21 protein-coding genes are annotated in these 19,227 nt (G+C 66.2%); 6 read left to right on the top strand and 15 right to left on the bottom strand.

Annotated elements, in window-relative coordinates; translation table 11 throughout:
- Window positions 1-78 precede the first annotated feature (78 nt).
- Both AAG813_RS12160 and AAG813_RS12155 read left to right on the top strand, forming a co-directional pair.
- Entirely contained in the window at window positions 79-963 is an 885-nt protein-coding gene (locus tag AAG813_RS12160) for a branched-chain amino acid ABC transporter permease (RefSeq protein WP_096699924.1), read from the top strand.
- 42 nt (window positions 964-1,005) lie between these two features.
- A complete protein-coding gene (locus AAG813_RS12155; protein ID WP_341915406.1) occupies window positions 1,006-1,968 on the top strand; it encodes a branched-chain amino acid ABC transporter permease in 963 nt (320 codons plus the stop codon).
- Window positions 1,969-2,020: 52 nt separating this feature from the next.
- On the opposite strand, the gene AAG813_RS12150 is transcribed toward AAG813_RS12155, so the two are convergent.
- The 3 genes from AAG813_RS12150 to dbpA all read right to left on the bottom strand — a co-directional run bounded on the left by AAG813_RS12150 (window position 2,021) and on the right by dbpA (window position 5,431).
- Complete coding sequence (locus AAG813_RS12150; RefSeq protein WP_341915393.1) at window positions 2,021-2,899, bottom strand: transglutaminase family protein; 879 nt, start codon at window positions 2,897-2,899, stop codon at window positions 2,021-2,023.
- A gap of 358 nt (window positions 2,900-3,257) precedes the next feature.
- Window positions 3,258-3,980 (bottom strand): SDR family NAD(P)-dependent oxidoreductase, encoded by a 723-nt coding sequence (locus AAG813_RS12145; RefSeq protein WP_341915390.1) that lies wholly within the window; start codon window positions 3,978-3,980, stop codon window positions 3,258-3,260.
- A gap of 11 nt (window positions 3,981-3,991) precedes the next feature.
- Complete coding sequence (gene dbpA / locus AAG813_RS12140; RefSeq protein WP_341915387.1) at window positions 3,992-5,431, bottom strand: ATP-dependent RNA helicase DbpA; 1,440 nt, start codon at window positions 5,429-5,431, stop codon at window positions 3,992-3,994.
- A 273-nt stretch (window positions 5,432-5,704) separates the two neighbouring features.
- Here dbpA and AAG813_RS12135 point away from each other — a divergent pair, with 273 nt between their 5' ends.
- Window positions 5,705-6,541: a phosphatase PAP2 family protein gene (locus tag AAG813_RS12135; protein WP_341915384.1), complete on the top strand. Its 837-nt coding sequence runs from the start codon at window positions 5,705-5,707 to the stop codon at window positions 6,539-6,541.
- 54 nt (window positions 6,542-6,595) lie between these two features.
- On the opposite strand, the gene AAG813_RS12130 is transcribed toward AAG813_RS12135, so the two are convergent.
- Both AAG813_RS12130 and AAG813_RS12125 read right to left on the bottom strand, forming a co-directional pair.
- The gene (locus tag AAG813_RS12130) at window positions 6,596-7,381 is read right to left on the bottom strand and encodes a crotonase/enoyl-CoA hydratase family protein (protein ID WP_341915381.1); all 786 of its coding nucleotides are present in this window, start codon (window positions 7,379-7,381) and stop codon (window positions 6,596-6,598) included.
- The gene (locus tag AAG813_RS12125) at window positions 7,375-7,659 is read right to left on the bottom strand and encodes a DUF2917 domain-containing protein (RefSeq protein ID WP_341915378.1); all 285 of its coding nucleotides are present in this window, start codon (window positions 7,657-7,659) and stop codon (window positions 7,375-7,377) included. Before AAG813_RS12125 ends, AAG813_RS12130 begins: the two co-directional genes overlap by 7 nt.
- A 95-nt stretch (window positions 7,660-7,754) precedes the next feature.
- On the opposite strand from AAG813_RS12125, the gene AAG813_RS12120 reads away from it, so the two are divergent.
- Complete coding sequence (locus AAG813_RS12120) at window positions 7,755-8,678, top strand: LysR substrate-binding domain-containing protein (protein WP_341915374.1); 924 nt, start codon at window positions 7,755-7,757, stop codon at window positions 8,676-8,678.
- Between the two features lie 6 nt (window positions 8,679-8,684).
- Here the strand turns inward: AAG813_RS12120 and AAG813_RS12115 are convergent, their stop codons facing one another.
- The gene (locus AAG813_RS12115) at window positions 8,685-9,641 is read right to left on the bottom strand and encodes a pyridoxamine 5'-phosphate oxidase family protein (RefSeq protein ID WP_341915371.1); all 957 of its coding nucleotides are present in this window, start codon (window positions 9,639-9,641) and stop codon (window positions 8,685-8,687) included.
- A 55-nt stretch (window positions 9,642-9,696) separates the two neighbouring features.
- Window positions 9,697-10,383, bottom strand: a complete 687-nt coding sequence (locus AAG813_RS12110) for a glutathione S-transferase (protein WP_341915367.1) — start codon at window positions 10,381-10,383, stop codon at window positions 9,697-9,699.
- A gap of 132 nt (window positions 10,384-10,515) precedes the next feature.
- Between AAG813_RS12110 and AAG813_RS12105 the strand changes: the two genes are divergently transcribed.
- Window positions 10,516-11,406: a LysR family transcriptional regulator gene (locus AAG813_RS12105; protein WP_341915364.1), complete on the top strand. Its 891-nt coding sequence runs from the start codon at window positions 10,516-10,518 to the stop codon at window positions 11,404-11,406.
- 163 nt (window positions 11,407-11,569) lie between these two features.
- The gene (gorA, locus tag AAG813_RS12100) at window positions 11,570-12,952 is read left to right on the top strand and encodes a glutathione-disulfide reductase (RefSeq protein ID WP_341915361.1); all 1,383 of its coding nucleotides are present in this window, start codon (window positions 11,570-11,572) and stop codon (window positions 12,950-12,952) included.
- A gap of 12 nt (window positions 12,953-12,964) precedes the next feature.
- Here gorA and AAG813_RS12095 read toward each other — a convergent pair whose 3' ends face one another.
- The 8 genes from AAG813_RS12095 to phnG all read right to left on the bottom strand — a co-directional run bounded on the left by AAG813_RS12095 (window position 12,965) and on the right by phnG (window position 19,176).
- Window positions 12,965-13,195, bottom strand: coding sequence for a hypothetical protein (locus AAG813_RS12095; RefSeq protein ID WP_341915357.1), 231 nt, complete (start codon window positions 13,193-13,195; stop codon window positions 12,965-12,967).
- Window positions 13,196-13,357: 162 nt separating this feature from the next.
- Entirely contained in the window at window positions 13,358-14,497 is a 1,140-nt protein-coding gene (locus AAG813_RS12090) for an alpha-D-ribose 1-methylphosphonate 5-triphosphate diphosphatase (protein ID WP_341915354.1), read from the bottom strand.
- Window positions 14,498-14,511: 14 nt separating this feature from the next.
- A complete protein-coding gene (phnL, locus tag AAG813_RS12085; protein WP_341915351.1) occupies window positions 14,512-15,210 on the bottom strand; it encodes a phosphonate C-P lyase system protein PhnL in 699 nt (232 codons plus the stop codon).
- 20 nt (window positions 15,211-15,230) lie between these two features.
- Window positions 15,231-16,055 carry a phosphonate C-P lyase system protein PhnK gene (gene phnK / locus AAG813_RS12080; protein ID WP_341915347.1) on the bottom strand — a complete coding sequence of 275 codons (825 nt, stop codon included), beginning with the start codon at window positions 16,053-16,055 and terminating at the stop codon, window positions 15,231-15,233.
- On the bottom strand, window positions 16,052-16,957 hold the full coding sequence (locus AAG813_RS12075) for an alpha-D-ribose 1-methylphosphonate 5-phosphate C-P-lyase PhnJ (RefSeq protein ID WP_341915344.1): 906 nt from the start codon (window positions 16,955-16,957) through the stop codon (window positions 16,052-16,054). The genes phnK and AAG813_RS12075 overlap by 4 nt, the downstream gene beginning before the upstream one ends.
- Window positions 16,954-18,114: a carbon-phosphorus lyase complex subunit PhnI gene (locus AAG813_RS12070; protein ID WP_341915341.1), complete on the bottom strand. Its 1,161-nt coding sequence runs from the start codon at window positions 18,112-18,114 to the stop codon at window positions 16,954-16,956. The genes AAG813_RS12075 and AAG813_RS12070 overlap by 4 nt, the downstream gene beginning before the upstream one ends.
- Window position 18,115: 1 nt before the next feature.
- Window positions 18,116-18,715: a phosphonate C-P lyase system protein PhnH gene (gene phnH, locus AAG813_RS12065; protein WP_341915337.1), complete on the bottom strand. Its 600-nt coding sequence runs from the start codon at window positions 18,713-18,715 to the stop codon at window positions 18,116-18,118.
- The gene (gene phnG, locus AAG813_RS12060) at window positions 18,712-19,176 is read right to left on the bottom strand and encodes a phosphonate C-P lyase system protein PhnG (protein ID WP_341915334.1); all 465 of its coding nucleotides are present in this window, start codon (window positions 19,174-19,176) and stop codon (window positions 18,712-18,714) included. The genes phnH and phnG overlap by 4 nt, the downstream gene beginning before the upstream one ends.
- Window positions 19,177-19,227 lie beyond the last annotated feature (51 nt).

Raw genomic sequence — 19,227 nt, 5'->3', positions numbered from 1 at the left:
GTGGCCGGCCGCAGCGCGGCCGGCCACTTTTTACTTAGATATTGTTTGTACTCTCACAGCGTGAACTGACGGGTCTCCATGGAAATTTTCGGCATTCCCCATCAAGCCTTTCTGGGCCAGCTGCTGCTGGGCCTGGTCAATGGCGCGTTTTACGCCATGCTCAGCCTCGGGCTGGCGGTGATCTTCGGCCTGCTGGGCGTGGTCAATTTTGCGCACGGCGCACTTTACATGCTGGGCGCCTTTGCCGCCTGGATCATGCTCGACAAGTTCGGCATCAATTACTGGGCGGCGCTGATCCTGGCGCCGCTGCTGGTGGGCGCGCTCGGCGTGGTCATCGAGCGTCTTTTCCTCAAACACCTGTACAAGCTCGACCCGCTGTACGGCCTGCTGCTGACCTTTGGTCTGGCGCTGATTCTCGAGGGTGTGTTCCGCGAGCTGTACGGCGCCTCGGGCCAGTCCTACAACGTGCCTGAGCTGCTCTCGGGCGCGACCAACCTGGGCTTCATGGTCCTGCCGAACTACCGCGCCTGGGTGGTGCTGGTGTCGCTGGTGGTCTGCCTGGGCACCTGGTACCTGATCGAGCGCACCCGGCTCGGCGCCTACCTGCGCGCCGGCACCGAAAACGCCGCGCTGGTGCAGGCCTTCGGCATCAACGTGCCCATGATGGTGATGCTGACCTACGGCGCCGGCGCCGCACTGGCCGCGCTGGCCGGTGTGCTGGCCGCACCCATCATCCAGGTCAACCCGCTGATGGGCTCCAACCTGATCATCGTGGTGTTTGCCGTGGTCGTGATCGGCGGCATGGGCTCCATCATGGGCTCCATCCTGACCGGCCTCGGCCTGGGCATCGTCGAAGGGCTGACACGGGTGTTCTACCCCGAAGCGTCCAACATTGTGGTGTTTGTCATCATGGTCATCGTGCTGATGTTCCGGCCCGCCGGCCTGTTCGGCAAGGAGGCCTGAGCCATGAGCCCTGCCATCACTTCCTCCCCTGACAACAAGCAGATGACCCAAGCCGCCAAACTCATTCGAATCACCTACATCGCGCTGCTGATCCTGGCGCTGGTGGCGCCGCTGCTCGGCCTCTACCCGGTGTTTGTCATGAAGCTGCTGTGCTTCGCCATTTTTGCCTGCGCCTTCAACCTGCTGCTCGGTTTCACCGGCCTGCTGTCCTTCGGCCATGCGGCGTTTTTCGGCTCGGCCGCCTACGTCACCGGCTGGATCGTCAAGTCGCAGGGCTGGACGCCCGAGCTCGGCATCGTCGCCGGTGTCGTCGCCTCGGGCCTGATCGGCCTGGTGGTCGGCGTGGTTGCCATCCGGCGCCAAGGCATCTACTTCGCCATGATCACGCTGGCGATTGCGCAGATGGTGTATTTCGTCTGCCTGCAGGCGCCGTTCACCGGCGGTGAGGACGGCCTGCAGGGCGTGCCGCGCGGCGCGCTCTTCGGCCTGTTCTCGCTGGAGTCGGACACCGCCATGTACTACCTGGTGGTGGCGGTGTTTGTCGGCTGCTTCCTGGCCATTTCACGCATCGTGCGCTCGCCTTTCGGCCAGGTGCTCAAGATGATCCGTGAAAACGAACCCCGCGCAATTTCGCTGGGCTACCAGGTGGACCGCTACAAGCTGCTGGCCTTTGTGCTGTCGGCAGCGCTGGCCGGCCTGGCCGGTTCGCTCAAGACCCTGGTCATGGGTTTTGCCACCCTGTCCGACGCGCATTGGTCGATGTCGGGCGAAGTCATCCTGATGACGCTGCTGGGCGGTGTCGGCACCTTCTTCGGCCCGGTGTTCGGCGCCGGCATCGTGATCTCGCTGCAGAACCTGCTGGCCGACAAGGTCGGCTCGTGGGTCACCGTGATCATCGGCGTGATTTTTGTGATCTGCGTGCTGGCATTCCGCAAGGGTGTGGTCGGCGAGCTGCAGGCATACATGGAGCGGCGCCGGCGCGCTGCGGCAGCGCCTGACGCGTAAGTAGCGGCGGGCGAGAACCGGGCAAGCCGGTCAGCCCCGCCAACTTGCTGGCTTACTGGTTGTCTGCCGCTCCGTCGGTCGACAGCGCCTCGGCCACATGCTGGGGCACCACCAGCTGGCCCTGGTCATCGGGCAAGGCCTCGATGCTGATCACCGGCGCCGACGAGCTGACACCGCCGAACATGGTTGCAAACGCGGCGTCTGCCGCATCGCGGCCGGTGGCCAGGCGCACAAACCCCATCGGAATCGCCGTGCCCGAAGGGTCGAACATGTACCAGCGGTGGCCCACATAAACCTCGACATAGGCGTGGAAATCGGTCGGACCCAGGGCCGGATCGGCGCCGTAGTCGATGCCACTGACAAAACGCGCCGGGATGTTGACTGCGCGGCACAGTGCAATCATCAGGTGCGCAAAATCGCGGCAGACACCGGCCTCGTCGATCAGGGTGTCGATCGCCGTGGTGTTGCCGGTGGAACTGTTGGACATGAAGCTCACGCGCTGGTTGACCCAGTCGCGGATCGCCTGGACCCGGCTGTAACCCTGGCGCAGCTGGCCGAACTCCTTGACCGCCAGCCGGTGCAGCCTGTCGGACTGGCAATAGCGGCTGGGGTAGAGGTAAGGCAGCACCGCGCCGGGCAGTTGCAACACACCGACCTCGGCCACCTGGTCGGGTTGCGCCACATGGTGGCGGATATCCACCGTCGCACCGTAACTGACCGTCAGCGGACCGGGCAGGGCCCTGAACTTGAGGTAGCGGTTGCGGCTGACGGCGTCGGTATAAAACTCGGGCTGCAGGACCTGGCTGATGCCCAGGGTTTCGCTGACCACCGCCTGCTCGGGCGTGTGGGCCGCATGGATGTTGAAAATGAAATCGCAGCCGGCATCGGCCACCTGGTAATTCAGTTCAATGGAAAATTTAAGCCTGACCATACAGTGTCTTCCTGGAGTGATGCGGCAGCCCGGCCTGTGTGAGGCGGACGGCCTTCGTGGAGAAATGGCGCTGTGGCGTGACATGCGAAATCCGCAGACAGCGCCGTGCCGCATTCATTTTGAGGGGCAACAACCGGCCGCGGACGCGAACGGGCGAAACGGCCATGACGCTTGGCGACGTCGTCGCATTCGCGCCGGGTGCCGGGTCCGACGCGCACCAGGCCTGGCCGCCTACAGACATCCGCAGGTGATGCTCCGGGCTGTCGACGGGCGCAGAAGCGGAGCGCCGTTCGCTCCTGTTTTTATAGCCGCCTGCGTAATTCAGGCAAGGGCTGATGGCCTTTTTTGTATTGAATTCTCAATAGGGCAAGGTCTGCCCGCGGTAGTCCAGCAGCGCCCCGCTATCGGCCGGCGCCAGACCCGCCAGCACCCCCAGCAGATCAGCGGCGGCTTCGCGCGGCGGGCGCACGGTGAGTCCGGTTTTGGCAAAGGGCTGGCTCAGCGGCGTGTCCACCGTGCCCGGGTGCAGCGCCACACACATGCTTTCCGGGTTGTTGCGTGTCAGCTCGATGGCCGCGGTCTTGACCAGCTGGTTGAGCGCCGCCTTCGAGGCCCGGTAGCCGTACCAGCCCCCCAGCGCGTTGTCGCCGATGCTGCCAACCTTGGCCGACACAAACGCAGCGACGCATCGCCCCTGGCGCGGCAGCAGCGGAAAAAAATGTTTGATCAAGAGCGCCGGGCCGAAGGTGTTGACCAGGAAGACCTGCTGCAGGTAGCCGGCATCGAGATGGCGCCAGCTGCGTTCCGGCTGGCCTTGCGGACCATGAAGAAAACCGGTCGCCACCACCAGCAGGCGCAGTTCCATACCGGACTCGTCGCGCAGGCTGGCCACGGCCTGCGCCGCAGCGGCGATGCTGGCCTCGTCCGCATAGTCGATGCGGAGCTCGCCCGTCCGGCCCAGACCCAGCACGCGGGCATAACTCCCGTCGCGCCGCAGTTGCGCCAGCAGGGCCGCGCCCAGCGCGCCGCCGGCGCCCACCACCACGGCCAGCCCGGATGCAGTTGGCGCGCCGGCTGTCACAGCGCGACCGCTCAGGCCTCATCCATGAAGCGCACCTTGACGCTTTTGCCCTTGACGCCGCCGGTGGCCAGCTTTTGCTGGGCCTGGCTGGCAATCGCGCGGTCCACGGCGACATAGGTGGAGAACTCGTTGACGTTGATCTTGCCGACCTGCTCGCGCGTGAAAGGCGGCACATTGCCGCCATCACCGGTCAGCGCGCCCAGCACGTCGCCGGCGCGAATTTTTTCCTTGCGGCCGCCGACGATCTGCAGGGTCACCATGGGTGGCAGCAGCGGTTCGTTGCTCGCCGGCGTCAGTTCGCTGAGCTTGTGCCATTCGGACTCAGCCTTCTGCAGCACCTCGATTTTCCCCACGTAACCCATCTCGTCCATGCTCGCCAGGCTGATGGCCCAGCCCTCCTCGTCGGCGCGACCAGTGCGGCCGATGCGGTGGATGTGCACTTCGGCGTCCGGCGTCACGTCGACGTTGATGACCATTTCGAGCTGTGCGATGTCCAGGCCGCGCGCCGCCACGTCGGTGGCCACCAACACAGAGCAACTGCGGTTGGCAAACTGCACCAGCACCTGGTCGCGCTCGCGCTGCTCGAGTTCACCAAACAGCGCCAGCGCGCTGAAGCCCTGTTCTTTCAGGTAGGCCACGAGTGCGCGGCACTGCGACTTGGTGTTGCAAAACGCCAGCGTGCTGGCCGGGCGGAAATGGCGCAACACCTGCGCGACGGCGCCGAGGCGGGCTTCGTCGTGGTCGCTGTCCGGCACCTGGTACCAGCGCTGCTGGATCTTGGTTTTTTCATGCTGCGCCTGCATCGTGATGGTTTGCGGCGTCTTCATGAACTGCTGGCTGATTTTCGCAATGCCTTCCGGGTAGGTGGCCGAAAACAGCAGGGTCTGGCGCTCTTTCGGGCACTGCTTGGCGACGGTGGCGATGTCGTCAAAAAACCCCATGTCCAGCATGCGGTCGGCCTCGTCGAGCACCAGGGTGTTCATGGCTTCCAGGTTCAGGTGGCCGCGCGCCAGGTGGTCCATGATGCGGCCCGGCGTGCCAACGACGATGTGGGCGCCGTTTTCCAGGCTCGCGGTCTGGTTGCGCAGCGGCACACCGCCGCACAGCACCACCACCTTGACGTTTTCCTCCGCGCGCGCCAGGCGGCGGATCTCCGTGGCGACCTGGTCGGCCAGCTCGCGTGTCGGGCACAGCACCATGGCCTGCACGGCAAAACGCCGCGCATTGAGGTTGGCCAGCAGGGGAATGGCAAAGGCGGCGGTCTTGCCGCTGCCGGTTTTGGCCTGCGCGATGAGGTCCTTGCCGGCCAGCGCCAGCGGCAGGCTGGCCGCCTGGATCGGGGTCATGGCCAGGTAACCGAGGGTTTTGAGATTGGCCTGCATCGCAGGGTTGAGCGGCAGCGTGCTGAAGTCGGTGCTTGCTGCGCCGGAAGTCGAAGGGGAAGAAGTCATCCCCTGATTATCGACGCTGGGGCTCTTCCAGCCCCCTGGCCTGCCTTGAGAGCCCTTTGGCGGGCGCAGGCAACACCCCCGCCACTGGTGCGCAAAAGATGAATAAAAACAGGCTGTAGCCCTTGTGCAGCGGGCGCCAAAGGCTACTTTATTGATAGCATTTCAGGCTTGGCCAGCGCCGACGGCGCCGACAGGGGCCACGGACGCCCCGCACAGCGTAAGCTTGCCGGAACGCCCGTTTCTGTTAGCCAGCTGCCCCAGCCTTACCCGACCATGCCTTTTGATGACACTCCAGCCGCCCTGGTCCAGGCCTTGGGCGACCTGGGCCTGACGCTCTTTTTTGCGCTGCTGGCCTTGCTGCTACCGGTTACCGCCCTGCTGTGGTGGCTGGCACAGCGTTACGCCGTGCCCGGCAAGACCAGCACGCTGCCGGCCGGCGCCTTCCTGCTGATCCGGCTGGCATCGGGGTTTGCCGTGCTGGTGGCGGCGGCAGCCGTTTTTGCCGAAATCGCCGAGGTCCTCGGCGACGGCCCACGCGCCGTCCAGCTCGACCAGCTGTTTTCAGACGCGCTTCACGCCAGCACCGCCGGGTGGGCCCTGCAGGTCTTCGCGTGGATCACCCGGCTCGGCGACACCGCCACCCTGACGGCCTGGGGTGTGGTGGTGGCGACGGTGCTGCTGCTGCGCGGCCGGCGCTGGTTGGCGCTGGGCTGGGTGCTGGCCATCAGCGGCAACGCCTTGCTCAACACCACGCTCAAGGCGCTGTTTGAAAGAACCCGGCCGGTGCACGACAGCGCCCTGGTGCACGCGGACGGCTGGAGTTTCCCGAGCGGGCACAGCTCCGGCTCGGTGGTGGTCTACGGCATGCTGGCCTACGTCCTGATCCACAGCCTGCCGCCGGCCATGGCGCGGCGCGCGAGCCTGCCGCTGGTGCTGCTGGCCGCCACGCTGGCATTTTCGGTCGGTTGCAGCCGGGTGTTTCTGCAGGTTCATTTCGCCACCGACGTGCTCGCCGGGTTTGCCTCCGGCTCGGCCTGGCTGGCCGTCTGTGTGGCCAGCATCGAGCTGACGCGCCACTACGGCCGCACCCGCGCCGCCGCCGCGAGGTAAAGCGCCAGACGGGGAGTCATCGCCGGTCACCGGTCCGGCGGCTGAAACAGCGCGTCAGTGGTGGCAGAACACCGGCCGGCGCTTTTCAAGAAAGGCGGCCGTGCCCTCCCGCGCATCCTGCGAAGCCACCGCAACCATGAACTGGCCCGCCTCGATGGCCAGACCCTCGTCGATAGACACATTGAGCCCACGCGTCACGGCGCGCAGCGAGGCCGCCACAGCCACAGCGGAGTTCTCGGCGATGCGGTCTGCCATCTGCAGGCAGGCCGGCAACAGTTCATGGGCCGGCACCACGTGGTTGACGAGGCCGAGCAACAGGGCTTCCTCGGCGCTGATGGCGTCGCCGGTCAGGATCATCTCGTTGGCGCGCTTGCGGCCGATGTGGCGTGGCAGGCGCTGCGTGCCGCCGAAAGGGGGAGGAAAACCGAGTCGGATTTCGGGTTTTGCAAAACGCGCATGGCCGGCCGCAATCGCCAGGCTGCAGGCCTCCATGATTTCGCAACCGCCGCCGAAGGCGATGCCATTGACGGCTGCGATGATGGGTTTGGGGTAGTTCTCGATGCGCCGCGTCAGGGCCTGGCCGCGCATGACGAAGTTGCGCCAGGCCACCTCCGGCGATGCGGCGATGTCGGGCGCGAAGCCCGCGACGTCGGCGCCTGCGCTGAAGGCTTTCTCCCCCTGCCCTGTCAGCACCAGGCAGCGCACGCTGTCGTCACGCTCCAGGGCGTTGAGCCTGTCCATGAGTTCGTCGATCAGTTCGTAACTCAGCGCATTGAGTTTGTCGGGGCGGTTGAGGGTGAGCACCACCTGTTGGCCATGGCGTCCGGTTTCTATCAGCATGTTGTCTCCAGTGGGTTTCGGGCAGGGGTGGACGGGGATGCCAATGACAGCACGCCCCAACCGCGCGGGGCGCCCACAAAGTAGGTTGCGGCTTGCGGCGTGACAAAGGACTGGCCGCTCTCGAGCACGATGTCGCTGTCCCGGCGTCCGGCCAGCGCATCGCTGGTGATCCAGAGGCAACCCCCGGTGCAGGTCAGGACCTGGGCGCGCCGCAGGCGCAGAGGTTTGGGGATGGACCCGAGCGTCAACGGGGTTTGTGGGGTTTGAATGGCACACATGGCGGACTCCCTGGAAAGTGTGGTTTGATTCTTCCCTCGTCCCGGCCCGCGCGGCCGGATGGTTTGTCATCCGGGGTATTCCTGCCATTCATGCCATGCTGAGCCCTTCTTCTTCCCATGCGCTGCGCGCCATGTCGCTGGACGCGATACGCGGCTTTGAATCGGCGGCGCGGCACCTGAGCTTCACGGCAGCGGCCGAGGAGCTGTGCATCACGCAGTCGGCCGTCAGCAAGCAGATCAAAACCCTGGAAGACGCGCTGGGCGCGGCGCTGTTCCTGCGCGGCGGCAAGGGGCTGAGCCTCACGCCGCAGGGCCGCGAGCTTTATGAGGCCGCGCGCGCGGCGCTGGCGCAACTGGCCTCGGCCGTGGACCGCCTGCTGGCGGTCGACAGGACGTCGGTAGCGGTCACCACCACGCCCTCATTCGCCGCGCTGTGGCTGGCGCCCAAACTCGCGGCATTCCAGCGGCTGGAGCCGGCCATTGACGTGCGCGTCGACGCCTCGGAAGCCCGGCTGAACCTGGAGCGCGAAGGCATGGACCTGGCCGTGCGGCTCAAACCAGTGTTGCCCGCCGGCGAAGGCCCGCCACCCCTGCTGCAGGAACAAGCGCTGCTCGTCGCCGCGCCGGCCGTCGCGGCGCGCATCCACACCGCCACCGACATCCTGCACACGCCGCTGCTGGTGTACCACGACCCCGCCACGCGCTTTGCGTGGATGTCCTGGACGGCCTGGTACGCGCGCCTGGGCCTGCCGCCGTCGGCCCGGCAGCCTTGCCTGTATTTTTCTCAATACGAACATGTGTTGACAGCCGCCGTGCAGGGCGCCGGGGTGGCCATCGGTCGCACGCCGCTGGTGCTGCCGCTGCTGGGCAGCGGCCAATTGAACGTCGTCCTGCCCGGCCAGACGGTAGCGGGCCTGGGCTACCACATCGTCACGTCGGCCCACAGCGCGCAGCGGCCGGCGGTGCAAAAATTCCGCGCCTGGCTGGAGCGCGAACTCGCGCTGGAAGCCCTCGGCTGAGGCGACTCAGCGTGGGGCCCAGGCGCCGGTACCCTGCAGCACCGGAGACAGCTCCGCCTCGCCCCAGCGCAGGGGCAAAGAAGACGCCACCAGCCGCATCGATTGCACCTTGAAACGCATCAGGCGTTGCGCACCGGCAAAGGATGACAACTCGGGGCCGTCCCAGACGATGCCGGCCGTGACGGCCAGGTACAGCAGGTCACCGTTTTCAAAATCAATGAACAGCAGCCCGGCACGCGGGTTCACCACCAGATTGCCCAGCGTGTTGAAGAAATAGTTGCCTGCAAAGTCCGGCACCGTCAGCACGCCGCCCTCACCCAGGCGCACAAAGCCGGGCTTGCCGCCGCGGTGCGACACGTCCACGCCCGCGGCACGTCCCGCCTGCACGCTGTCACCGGCGTAGGCTGTGGCGATGAAAAACGTGTCGGCGCTGGTGATGATGCGGCGCGCCGCGTCGTCGAGTTGCAACCACTCGTGTACCACCGGCGCGGCTGCGGCGCGGTCTTCGCGATACACCGGCTCGCGCGCCTGGATGTACTTGGGGCAGTTGCCGAAACTCTGGCCAACGTCCACCGAAAATCCCGATGCGCTCATTCCGCGCACCACGCCGTTCATGCGGTTGCGCCGCCGTGTGTGCGGCTCCAGCCCCAGCAAGCCGATGGCCGCGCCTTCTGCCAGGTTGGCGGCCAGCGGATCACCGGGCAGCGGCTGCGCGCGAACGTCCAGCTGCCGCGAGTGAGGCGAGCGCATGAAGCCCGGCGGCTGCGCCAACACCGAGGCCCAGGGCTGGCCGCGCGCATCCAGGGTGCCGGCGATTACAAACGACAGCTGCCCGAAAAATGCGCGATGCTGGTCCGGCATGAAATCGCGGATCACGCGCGGACCGAGCTCAGCGAGCCGCTCTTGCACGCCCACACGCGCCTGCACCGCACGTTCGCCCTCGTGAAACGTGGGAGCGCTCATGGGCTCACCTGCGCACCATGCGCTGCGGTAGCCGCCTTGGGAACGGGCTGCCGGCTCATGCCGCCAGCCCGATGGGGGTTTTGACCATGGGCACAAAACCAGGCAAGGCCTCGATGCGGGCCAGCCAGGCGCGCAGGTTCGGGTAGGGCTCCAGCGAAACGCGACCTTCCGGCGCACGCGCCACATAGCTGTAGTTGGCGATGTCGGCCAGGGTCGGTGCGCTGCCGGCCAAAAAGGCGGACCGGCCCAGATGCTGCTCCATCACCGCGAACAGGGCGTGGGCGCGCTCAATCGCTTCCGTGTTGGCTGGCCGCTTGAACAGTTCGGCCACACGCGCCGCCGACGGCCCGAAAGCGAGCTGGCCCGCAGCCACCGACAGCCAGCGCTGCACACCGGCGGCCGCCAGCGGCTCACGCGGCAACCAGGCATCGGCATCGGCGGCATAACGCCCGGCGAGGTACACCAGGATGGCGTTCGAATCGGCCAGCGTGATGTCGCCGTCCTGGAGGACCGGCACCTGGCCGAAGGCGTTCATCGCGAGAAACGCCGGCGTTTTGTGGCCTTTGGCCACCAGGTCGATGTCCACGCATTCGAAAGGCAGGCCCAGCAGCGAAAGAAACAACTCCACCCGGTGCGAGTGGCCGGAAATGACGGACCGGTAAAGCTTGATCGGCTGGGCGGGAAGCGTTTTGTGGCTGGAACTCGGCGTCGAAGGAGGTGTTGAAGCAGGTGTCGAAGTCATGCGGGTCTTTCTGCAAAGTTATGCCAGTTGGCGTGAAGCCCGGATTCTGTTTGATTCGATATCCTGAATAAATGGCGTCAAATGCATTTGACTCCTCCGATAAACGGATGAATATGGATTAGCATCTCGTGCATGGACAAGCTTCGGGCCATGCAGGCCTTCATCCACATCGCCGAGGAAGGCAGCCTCACGGCCGCGGCGCGGGTCATGGCGTCCTCCCTGCCCGCCATGGTCCGCACACTCGCCGCTTTCGAGGCACAGCTCGGCGTGCGGCTGTTCAACCGGACCACGCGGCGCATCTCGCTGACCGACGAGGGCCGGCGCCACCTGGACAGTTGCCGGCAGATCCTCGCGGCGCTCGGTGACGCGGAAGCGGCCCTCTCGGCCGACGCAGCCGAGCCGGCAGGCCACCTCACCATCACCGCACCCATGCTGTTCGGCCAGATGCATGTAGCGCCCGCCGTGACCCGCTTTGTGCAGAAACACGAAAAAATGCGCTGCAGCGTGGTGCTGGCAGACCGCGTGGTCAACCTTCTGGAGGAAGGCATGGATGTCGGCATCCGCATTGGCGCTCTCGACGACTCCAGCCTGGTCGCCCAGCCGGTGGGACACATCCGGCGCGTGGTAGTGGCCAGTCCGGCCTGGCTGCGGCGCCATGGCGCACCCGCGCATCCCCGGGACCTGCTCAAGGCCAACTGCGTGCGTGTCACCGACCACGCACCGACTTGGGGGCCCTTCAACGACCACGGCCGGCCGCTGCGGCTGGCCGTCAGTGGCAACCTGGAGTTCAACCAGAATGCCCCTGCGGTGCAGGCCTGTGTTGCAGGCGTCGGTCTGGGCAGCTTTTTTTCCTACCAGGTGGCGCCCTTCCTGAAAACCAAACAGCTGCGCACCGTTCTTGAAGCGTTCGAGCCGGCGGTCCGCCCGATCAACGTGGTCTACCCGCATGCCCGGCTGCTGCCCATGCGCACGCGCGTCTTCATCGAATGGATCAGGCACGAACTGCGGGAGTTTCAGACCTGAACGCCGGCGACGGATCAGCGACTCAAGCATTAAATCAGGGCGCAGCCCAGGCGGGTAGAGCGCAAGCAGCTATCATTTTTATATCAAAAGCCCCGCGCCTTGCAGGCACACGGCACTGCAGGCATGCTTGGGCTCTTTCCGGCAAGAACACAGAACACGACCCATGAAAAATTTTGACTTTGACCTGTTTGTCATCGGCGGTGGCAGCGGCGGCGTGCGCGCCGCACGCATGGCCGCGCAGCGCGGCGCACGTGTAGCGCTGGCCGAGGTGGCTGCCATGGGCGGCACCTGCGTCAACGTCGGCTGCATTCCGAAAAAGCTCTACAGCTACGCGGCGCACTATGCCGAAGCCTTTGAGGAATCACACGGCTTCGGCTGGACCGGCGCGGCGCCGGTGTTCGACTGGGCGCGGCTCAAGACCAACCGGGCGCTGGAGATCTCGCGCCTCAACGGCGTGTACCTGCAGCTGCTGCAGGGCTCGGGCGTGCAGATCATCGAGGGCTGGGCCACCCTGGCCGACGCCCACACGGTGGAGGTCGAAGGCAGCCGCTACACCGCCAAACACATCCTGATCGCCACCGGCGGCCGGCCCAGCCTGCCCGAGGTGCAGGGCCGCGAGCTGGTCATCACCTCGGACCAGATTTTCGACATCGATCCCTTCCCGGCGCGCCTCCTGGTGGTAGGCGGCGGCTACATCGCCTGCGAATTCGCCTCCATCTTCAACGGCCTGGGCGCCCAGGTCACCCAGCTGTACCGCGGCGCCCAGGTGTTGCGCGGCTTCGACGCGGAAGTGCGGGCCTTCGTGGCCGCCGAAATGGTCAAGACCGGCGTCGACTTGCGGCTGCACGCCGATGTGGCAGCCATCCGCCAGGCGGCCGACGGGCTGCTCGTGCAGCTGCAGGACGGCAGCAGCACCACGGTTGATGCCGTACTCTACGCGACCGGCCGCCTGCCCAATGTGGCCGGCCTGGGCTTGGAAAACGCGGGTGTGCCGCTCACTGCGCAAGGGGCGATCGAGGTCAATGCCCACTACCAGACCGCCGTGCCGTCGATCTACGCCTTGGGCGACGTGACGGCACGCATCCAGCTGACGCCGGTGGCGCTGGGCGAGGCCATGGTGGTGGTTGACCACCTGTTTGGCGCCGCGGCCGGCAAGAAGCCGCGTCGCATGAGCTACGACTTCATCCCGACGGCCGTGTTCACGCATCCGAACATTGGCACCGTGGGTTATTCGGAAGCCGATGCGCGCAAGGAGTTCGGCAAGGTCAGCATCTACCGCAGCGAATTCAAGGCGCTCAAACACACCCTGAGCGGCAGCACCGAACGCACGCTAATGAAGCTTGTGGTGGACGACGCCTCCGACCGCGTGGTCGGCCTGCACATGGTGGGGGCCGACGCGGGCGAGGTGGTGCAGGGTTTTGCCGTGGCCATGAAGGCCGGCGCGACCAAGGCCATTTTCGACAGCACCATCGGCATCCACCCGACGGCGGCAGAAGAGTTTGTCACCATGCGCGAGCCGGTGAAGGAACCGGCTCGGGCGCCCTGAACGGGCAGGTCCTCACGCCGGCGGCGTGTTGTCCTCTTCGGGAAGAACCAGGTTGGCGCGTTCGATCGCCGCATCAAAGGCGGCCAGTTCGGCATCACCCTGAAACGCGGGACGGCTGTCCAGCGGGTGAAACACCTGATGTTGCAGCCGGCGCAGGGCGTCGGACTGCGCCATCGCCTCCAGCACCTTCTGGGGCGTCATCATCAACATGAAAGGATTGGCGCCGGGCGCGTCGACTTGCATGGCAACTCCTTGTACATACGGTGGCACAGACATGAACGGGTGAAGCAATGGCTGAACTTTAGGAGAGGCGAAAAATTCCGGAAAGTCAGCCAAGTGCCCGATCGTTTGTAGGCGCCCGGATGACACATCCGTCCATCGTGTCACATTCCCGCGCCGCCCGCCTCAGAAGGCCCGCACGCCCTGGTGCCAGGCCGCCCGCACGATGGGCATGTCGCCGCTCATCCGGACCCGGATCAGGTCGGCGCGCAGGCCGGGGGCCAGCTCACCGCGGTCGGTCAGGCCAATGGCGCGGGCCGGGTTGCGCGTGACGGTGTTGACCGCCTTGGGCAGGCCCCAGCCGGCCGTGTCGCGCAGCAAAAACGCCGACTGCAGCAGGCTGGCGGGCACATAGTCCGACGAAAAAATATCGAGCAAATCCAGCTGCGCCAGTTCCGCCGCCGACACATTGCCCGAATGCGATCCGCCCTTGACCAGATTCGGGCCGCCCATGACGATGCCCATGCCGGCCGCGCGGGCCGCCCGCGCGGCGGCCACAGTGGTCGGGAATTCAGAGATGGCAATGCCTTCCTGGCTGGCCTGCTCCACATGCGCCACTTCCGTGTCATCGTGGCTCGCCACCGGCAGCGCGCGGGCTCGGCTGCCGGCAATGACGGCCGCGCGGTTGGGAATGGCAAAACGCTCCTGGTGTTCCCGGCGCTCCTGGACCAGGGCGTCGTATTCCGCGTCGTTGAAGCTGCCGTAACGCTCGGCATAACGCCGGTACTTGCTCAGGTCGCGCCACTGGCGCTGGCCCGGCGTGTGGTCCATCACGCTGACCAGTTCGAGCAGGGAGTCGTCGGCATAGTGCTCGAACACCTCCACGATGTCGGGGGCCGAGACCTCGCAGCGCAGGTGCAGCAGGTGCTCGACCCGCAGCAGGCCTTCGGCGCGGCACTCGTGCAGGGCCTCGATCGACACATGCTGGGTCTGGCTGCGGGTGCCGCCCTGGTCCATGTCCCCGATGACGACCGAATCAAGCACGGTGATGATGCCGGCAGCCGCACACAAGGCGTCATGCATGACCGTGGCGGAATGGGCGTTCCACAACACGCCGGGCCGCGGCACCAAGTGTTTTTCGAGGTTGTCGGTGTGCAGCTCGACCAGGCCAGGCAGCAGCCAGTCGCCGGCCCAGTTTTCCGCGCCGGTGACCGAGGTGTCGCCGCGGTCTATCGAGCGGATGAGGCCGCCCTCGACCACCAGACAGCCGGTGAACTCTTCGTCGGCCGTGACAATTCTTGCGTTCCTGATGATTTTCTGCTTCATGGGGATCTTCCGGTTCAGTTTGATTTTCGATAGTGTTCGACATCCAGGCAGCGGCTGGCGACCGCTTCGCGCACTTCGTCGTCGTGAAAAATGCCGACGACGGCAGCCCCGCGTGCACGTGCCGCATGGATCAGCTCCACCACAACGCGGCGGTTGTCGGCATCCAGCGAGGCGGTCGGTTCGTCGAGCAACAGCACGGGATGGTTGGCAATCAGTCCATGCGCGATGTTCACGCGCTGCTGCTCACCGCCGGAAAATGTCGCGGGCGGCAAATGCCAGAGGCGTTCGTGCAGGTTCAGCCGCGCCAGCCATTGCGCGGCCTGATCGCGCGCATCGTCGGCGGCCACCCCGAGGCGGCGCAGTGGCTCGGCCACGATGTCCAGCGTCGAGACCCGCGGGATCACGCGCAGGAACTGCGAGACATAGCCGAGTGTGCGGCGCCGCACATCCAGCACCTCGCGTGGTGCGGCGGCCGACAGACTGAGCCACTGGTCCTGGTGGCGGATGCGCACCTCTCCGCTGCTGGCGCTGTAATTGCCGTACAGGCAGCGCAGCAGCGAACTTTTTCCGCTGCCGGAATGGCCGGTCAGCGCCAGGCATTCGCCGGGGGCGACGCTCAGGCTGATGCCGGAAAACACCGGCAGGGCCAGGCCGCCTCGTGCATGCAGGGTGAAGGTCTTGGAAAGTTCACTGGTTTCAAGAACAGAAGTCATGGGGATGCCCAGGTGGCGGATCAGGGGGTGAGAACGGAAGACACCAGCAGCTGGGTGTAGGGATGCTGCGGGTCGTCGAGCACGCGGTCGGTCAGGCCCTGCTCGACCACGCAGCCGTCTTTCATGACCAGCATGCGGTGCGCCAGCAGGCGCGCCACCGCGAGGTCGTGTGTGACGATCACGGCCGCCAGCTGCAGCTGGTCGACCAGCTCGCGCAGCAGATCGAGCAGCCGCGCCTGGACCGAGACATCGAGTCCGGTGGTCGGCTCGTCCATGAATACCAGGCGCGGATGGGTCACCAGGTTGCGCGCGATCTGCAGGCGCTGCTGCATGCCGCCCGAGTAGGTACCGGGCAGGTCGTCGATGCGGTCCACGTCGAGTTCGACACGTTCCATCCAGCTCAGGGCCTCGCCGCGCAGCTTGCCGTAGTGGCGTGCGCCCAGGGCCATCATGCGTTCACCGATGTTGGCGCCGCCCGACACATTCATGCGCAGGCCGTCGCGTGCATGCTGCTCGACAAAACCCCAGTCGGTGCGGGCCAGCCAGCGCAGCCGCGCTTCGGACAACCCGGCCAGATCCACCAGCCCGGACGTACCGCGCGACGCGGACGCGCCGCTGCCGGCCTCCTCGCGCAGATCGTAATGAACCGAACCCTCGTCGCACGCCAGGCGCGACGCCAGCAGGCGCAGCAGCGTGGACTTGCCGGAGCCGGATTCACCGACAACGGCCAGCACCTCGCCGGGATAGAGGTCAAAACTCACGCCGCGGCAGGCCCAGCGCAGGCGCTGACCCTGCATGAACTGCTTGCCGGCGTTGCGTACGGACAGGAGAAGATCGCTGCTCATCGCGCGCCCTCCACCGCCAGGCGCGCCAGCGCGTCCGGCATCTGCACCGCCTGCTGCGTGCCGACATGGCCGGCCTCGCGGCGGCCGCTGCAGTAGTCACTGTCGGAACAGACAAACAAGCGGCTGCCTTCGTCATCCACAATCATTTCGTCGAGAAAACTTTCCGCCGCGCCACACAGGGCGCAAGCATGTTCCCAGCGCTGCACTTCAAACGGGTGGTCCTCAAAATCCAGGCTGCGCACCGCGGTGTAGGGCGGAATGGCGTAAATGCGCTTTTCCCGGCCGGCGCCGAACAGTTGCAGTGCCGGGTTCATGTGCATCTTGGGGTTGTCGAACTTCGGTATCGGCGAAGGCGAGGTCAGGTAGCGTTCGTTAACCAGCACCGGGTAGTCGTAGGTCTTGGAGATGGCGCCGAGCTGGGCGATGTCCTCGTAGAGCTTGACGTTCATCAGGCCGTATTCCCCGAGTGCGTGCATGGTGATGGTCTCGAGGCGGCGCGGCTCGAGGCGGAACAGCGGCTCCGGCATGGGCACCTGGTACACAATGGTTTGCGCCTCGGTCAGGGTGGCTTCCGGGATGCGGTGCCGTGTCTGGATGATGGTGGCCTCGGCGGTTTTTTCCGTCGTTGGCACGCCGGTGGTGCGCGCAAAAAAGCGACGGATGTTGACCGCATTGGTGGTGTCGTCCGCCCCCTGGTCAATCACCTTGAGCACATCATCGCGGCCAATGATGCTGGCCGTGACCTGCACCCCGCCAGTGCCCCAACCGTAGGCGAACGGCATTTCACGCGAGCCGAAAGGCACCTGGTAGCCCGGGATGGCGACCGCCTTGAGCATGGCGCGGCGGATCATTTTTTTGGTCCGCTCGTCCAGGAATCCGAAGTTGTAGTGTTCGTCCATCATGCTGCCTTGCGTATCGCCGGTTCGGTGGGGTGGGTGGGTGCTGCAGGGCCCGGGTCCGCGTGTTGGCCGTCCTTGCCTTCCTGCGCATGGGCGGCACGCAGTCGGCGCACCAGTTCCAGCTCGGACTGGAAGTCCACGTAATGCGGCAGCTTCAGGTGCTGCACAAAGCCGGAGGCCTCCAGGCTGTCGGCATGGGACAACACGAACTCCTCGTCCTGCGCCGGCGCCACGGCCAGCTCGCCCAGTTCGCGCGCACGCAGTGCGCGATCGACCAGCGCCATCGCCATGCTCTTGCGTTCGGCCCCGCCAAACGCCAGGCCGTAGCCCTGGGTGAACTGCGGCGGCACCTCGCGGTTGCCGGCAAACTGGTTGATCATCTGGCACTCGGTGACCTCCACCTCGCCGATGTCAATCGCGAAGCCCAGTTCGTCGGCCAGAATTTCCACCGACACGGCGCCGCGCCGTATTTCACCGGCAAACGGATGGGCATTGGCATAACCGCGCTGGGTGGAATAACCGAGCCCCAGCAACCACCCCTCGTCGCCGCGCGCGAGGGCCTGCAGGCGCAGCGGCCGGTCGGCCGGAAACATCAGTGGCTCACGCGTCAGGTCGCCCGGCTCGCTGTCGGCAACGGGGCGCGGTGTCTCCATCAGGCCTTCACGCGCCATCAGTTCATTGACACGCGGCATGCTGGCCGGCAAAGCCTGCGCCGCGGCCGGGGGCGCCGGCGGCGCCTGGTCACCGCCACCTTCGGCCAGCAGGGCAAAGTCGAGCAGGCGCTGGGTGTAGTCGTAGGTGGCACCCAGCACCTGGCCGCCAGGCACATCCTTGAAAGTGGCCGAGACGCGACGTGTCAGCTGCATCCGGCCGGTGTCCAGCGGCAGGCTGTAGCCGAAACGCGGCAGCGTGGTGCGGTAGGCACGCAGCAGGAAAATCGCCTCGATCAGGTCGCCACTGGCCTGCTTGATCGCCAGGGCGGCCAGTTCGGGGTCGTACAGCGAGCCCTCGGACATGACGCGATCCACCGCCAGCGAGAGCTGCGTGCGGATCTGGTCCACCGACAGTTCCGGCAGCGAAGGATCACCGCGGCGCTGGGCGGCGAGCAGCTGCCAGGAGTTCTCGATGGCGGCGGTGCCGCCTTTCACAGCTACATACATGTCAAATCCCCTCCAGACGCCGCACGCGTGTCGTGCGCGGCAGCCCCAGCGCCTTGTCGGCGCAGGTAAAAACAATGTCCACCCCTTGTGGAAACGCGGCGTGGTTGGCTTGCCACTGCGTCCAGAAGTGGTCGGGCAGGCCGGCAATACGCACCGTCTGCATGTCCTGGATGCCGGGACCACGCCACTCGACGGCCGGGCCGTCATCCAGCGAGGGCACTTCAACCAGCAAGGTGGCCGAGCCTTCCGGCGCCTGCGCCGAACCCGGCGCAAAACTGTCCAGTAGCGGCAGGCTCGCCGCATCCAGAATCACGGCAAACGCGGCCTCTGGCAGTGCGGCCGCCCGGCACGCACCGGTGTGAAAACGCAGCCAGTCCGGGGCGGCGCCCTCCTCGCGCTGCCACCATACCGGCGTGTCGTCGTCGGTCAGCGCGAGCAGCAGATGCGCCATGGCCGGGCCCAGGGCCAGACCCGGAACCGCGCCGCCGAGAACGAAGCGCCGGCCCGGCCGCGACAGCGCATCGAGCACACGGCGAAAAGCAGTCTGTGCGTCATGCACCGGATCGGCGAAGCCGGCACTCAGTGGCTGGTTCTGATTCATGCCTGGCCCCGCACAAACGTGAAAAATTCGACTTTCGAGGCGGCCGCCGCGCGGCTGGTCGCGTCCCGCTGACCGGCCTGTTGCCTGGCCAGCGGCTCGACCAACGCATGCATGATGTCCGCGTGGCGTGCAGGGTCCTGCAGCAGCGCATCGACCACGGCAATCAGTTCGGCCTTGCGGCGGTCGCGCCCCAGGGCGTAACCCACGCCCAGTGCTCCCGGGCCGACGCGCAGGGCACAACGCGTCACACTGGCCTCCCCGAGGTTGAAGGCGTCGCCGGTCCCCCCGACCCGGCCGCGCAGCATGACCATGCCCGATTCGGCAGGCCGGACATGCTCCAGCGGTGGCAGGTCGCCCAGGAGAGCCCACGCCTTTTCAAGATCGGGCCGGGTGGCGCGTGCCAGCACGGCGAGCCAGCGCCTGCGGGGTTCATGGTTGGGGTTCATCGACGCGTTTGTCATACAGATGTCTAAATCAGTCACTAGAGTTGGGTTGGTCACTGCAAACAACCG

Origin of the sequence: Polaromonas sp. YR568 (assembly GCF_943371715.1) — a bacterium.
In the GTDB taxonomy this organism is placed as follows: Bacteria; Pseudomonadota; Gammaproteobacteria; order Burkholderiales; family Burkholderiaceae_C; genus Polaromonas.
Note: the sequence above shows the minus strand (reverse complement) of the source record. Positions and strands in the feature narration are given on the sequence as shown.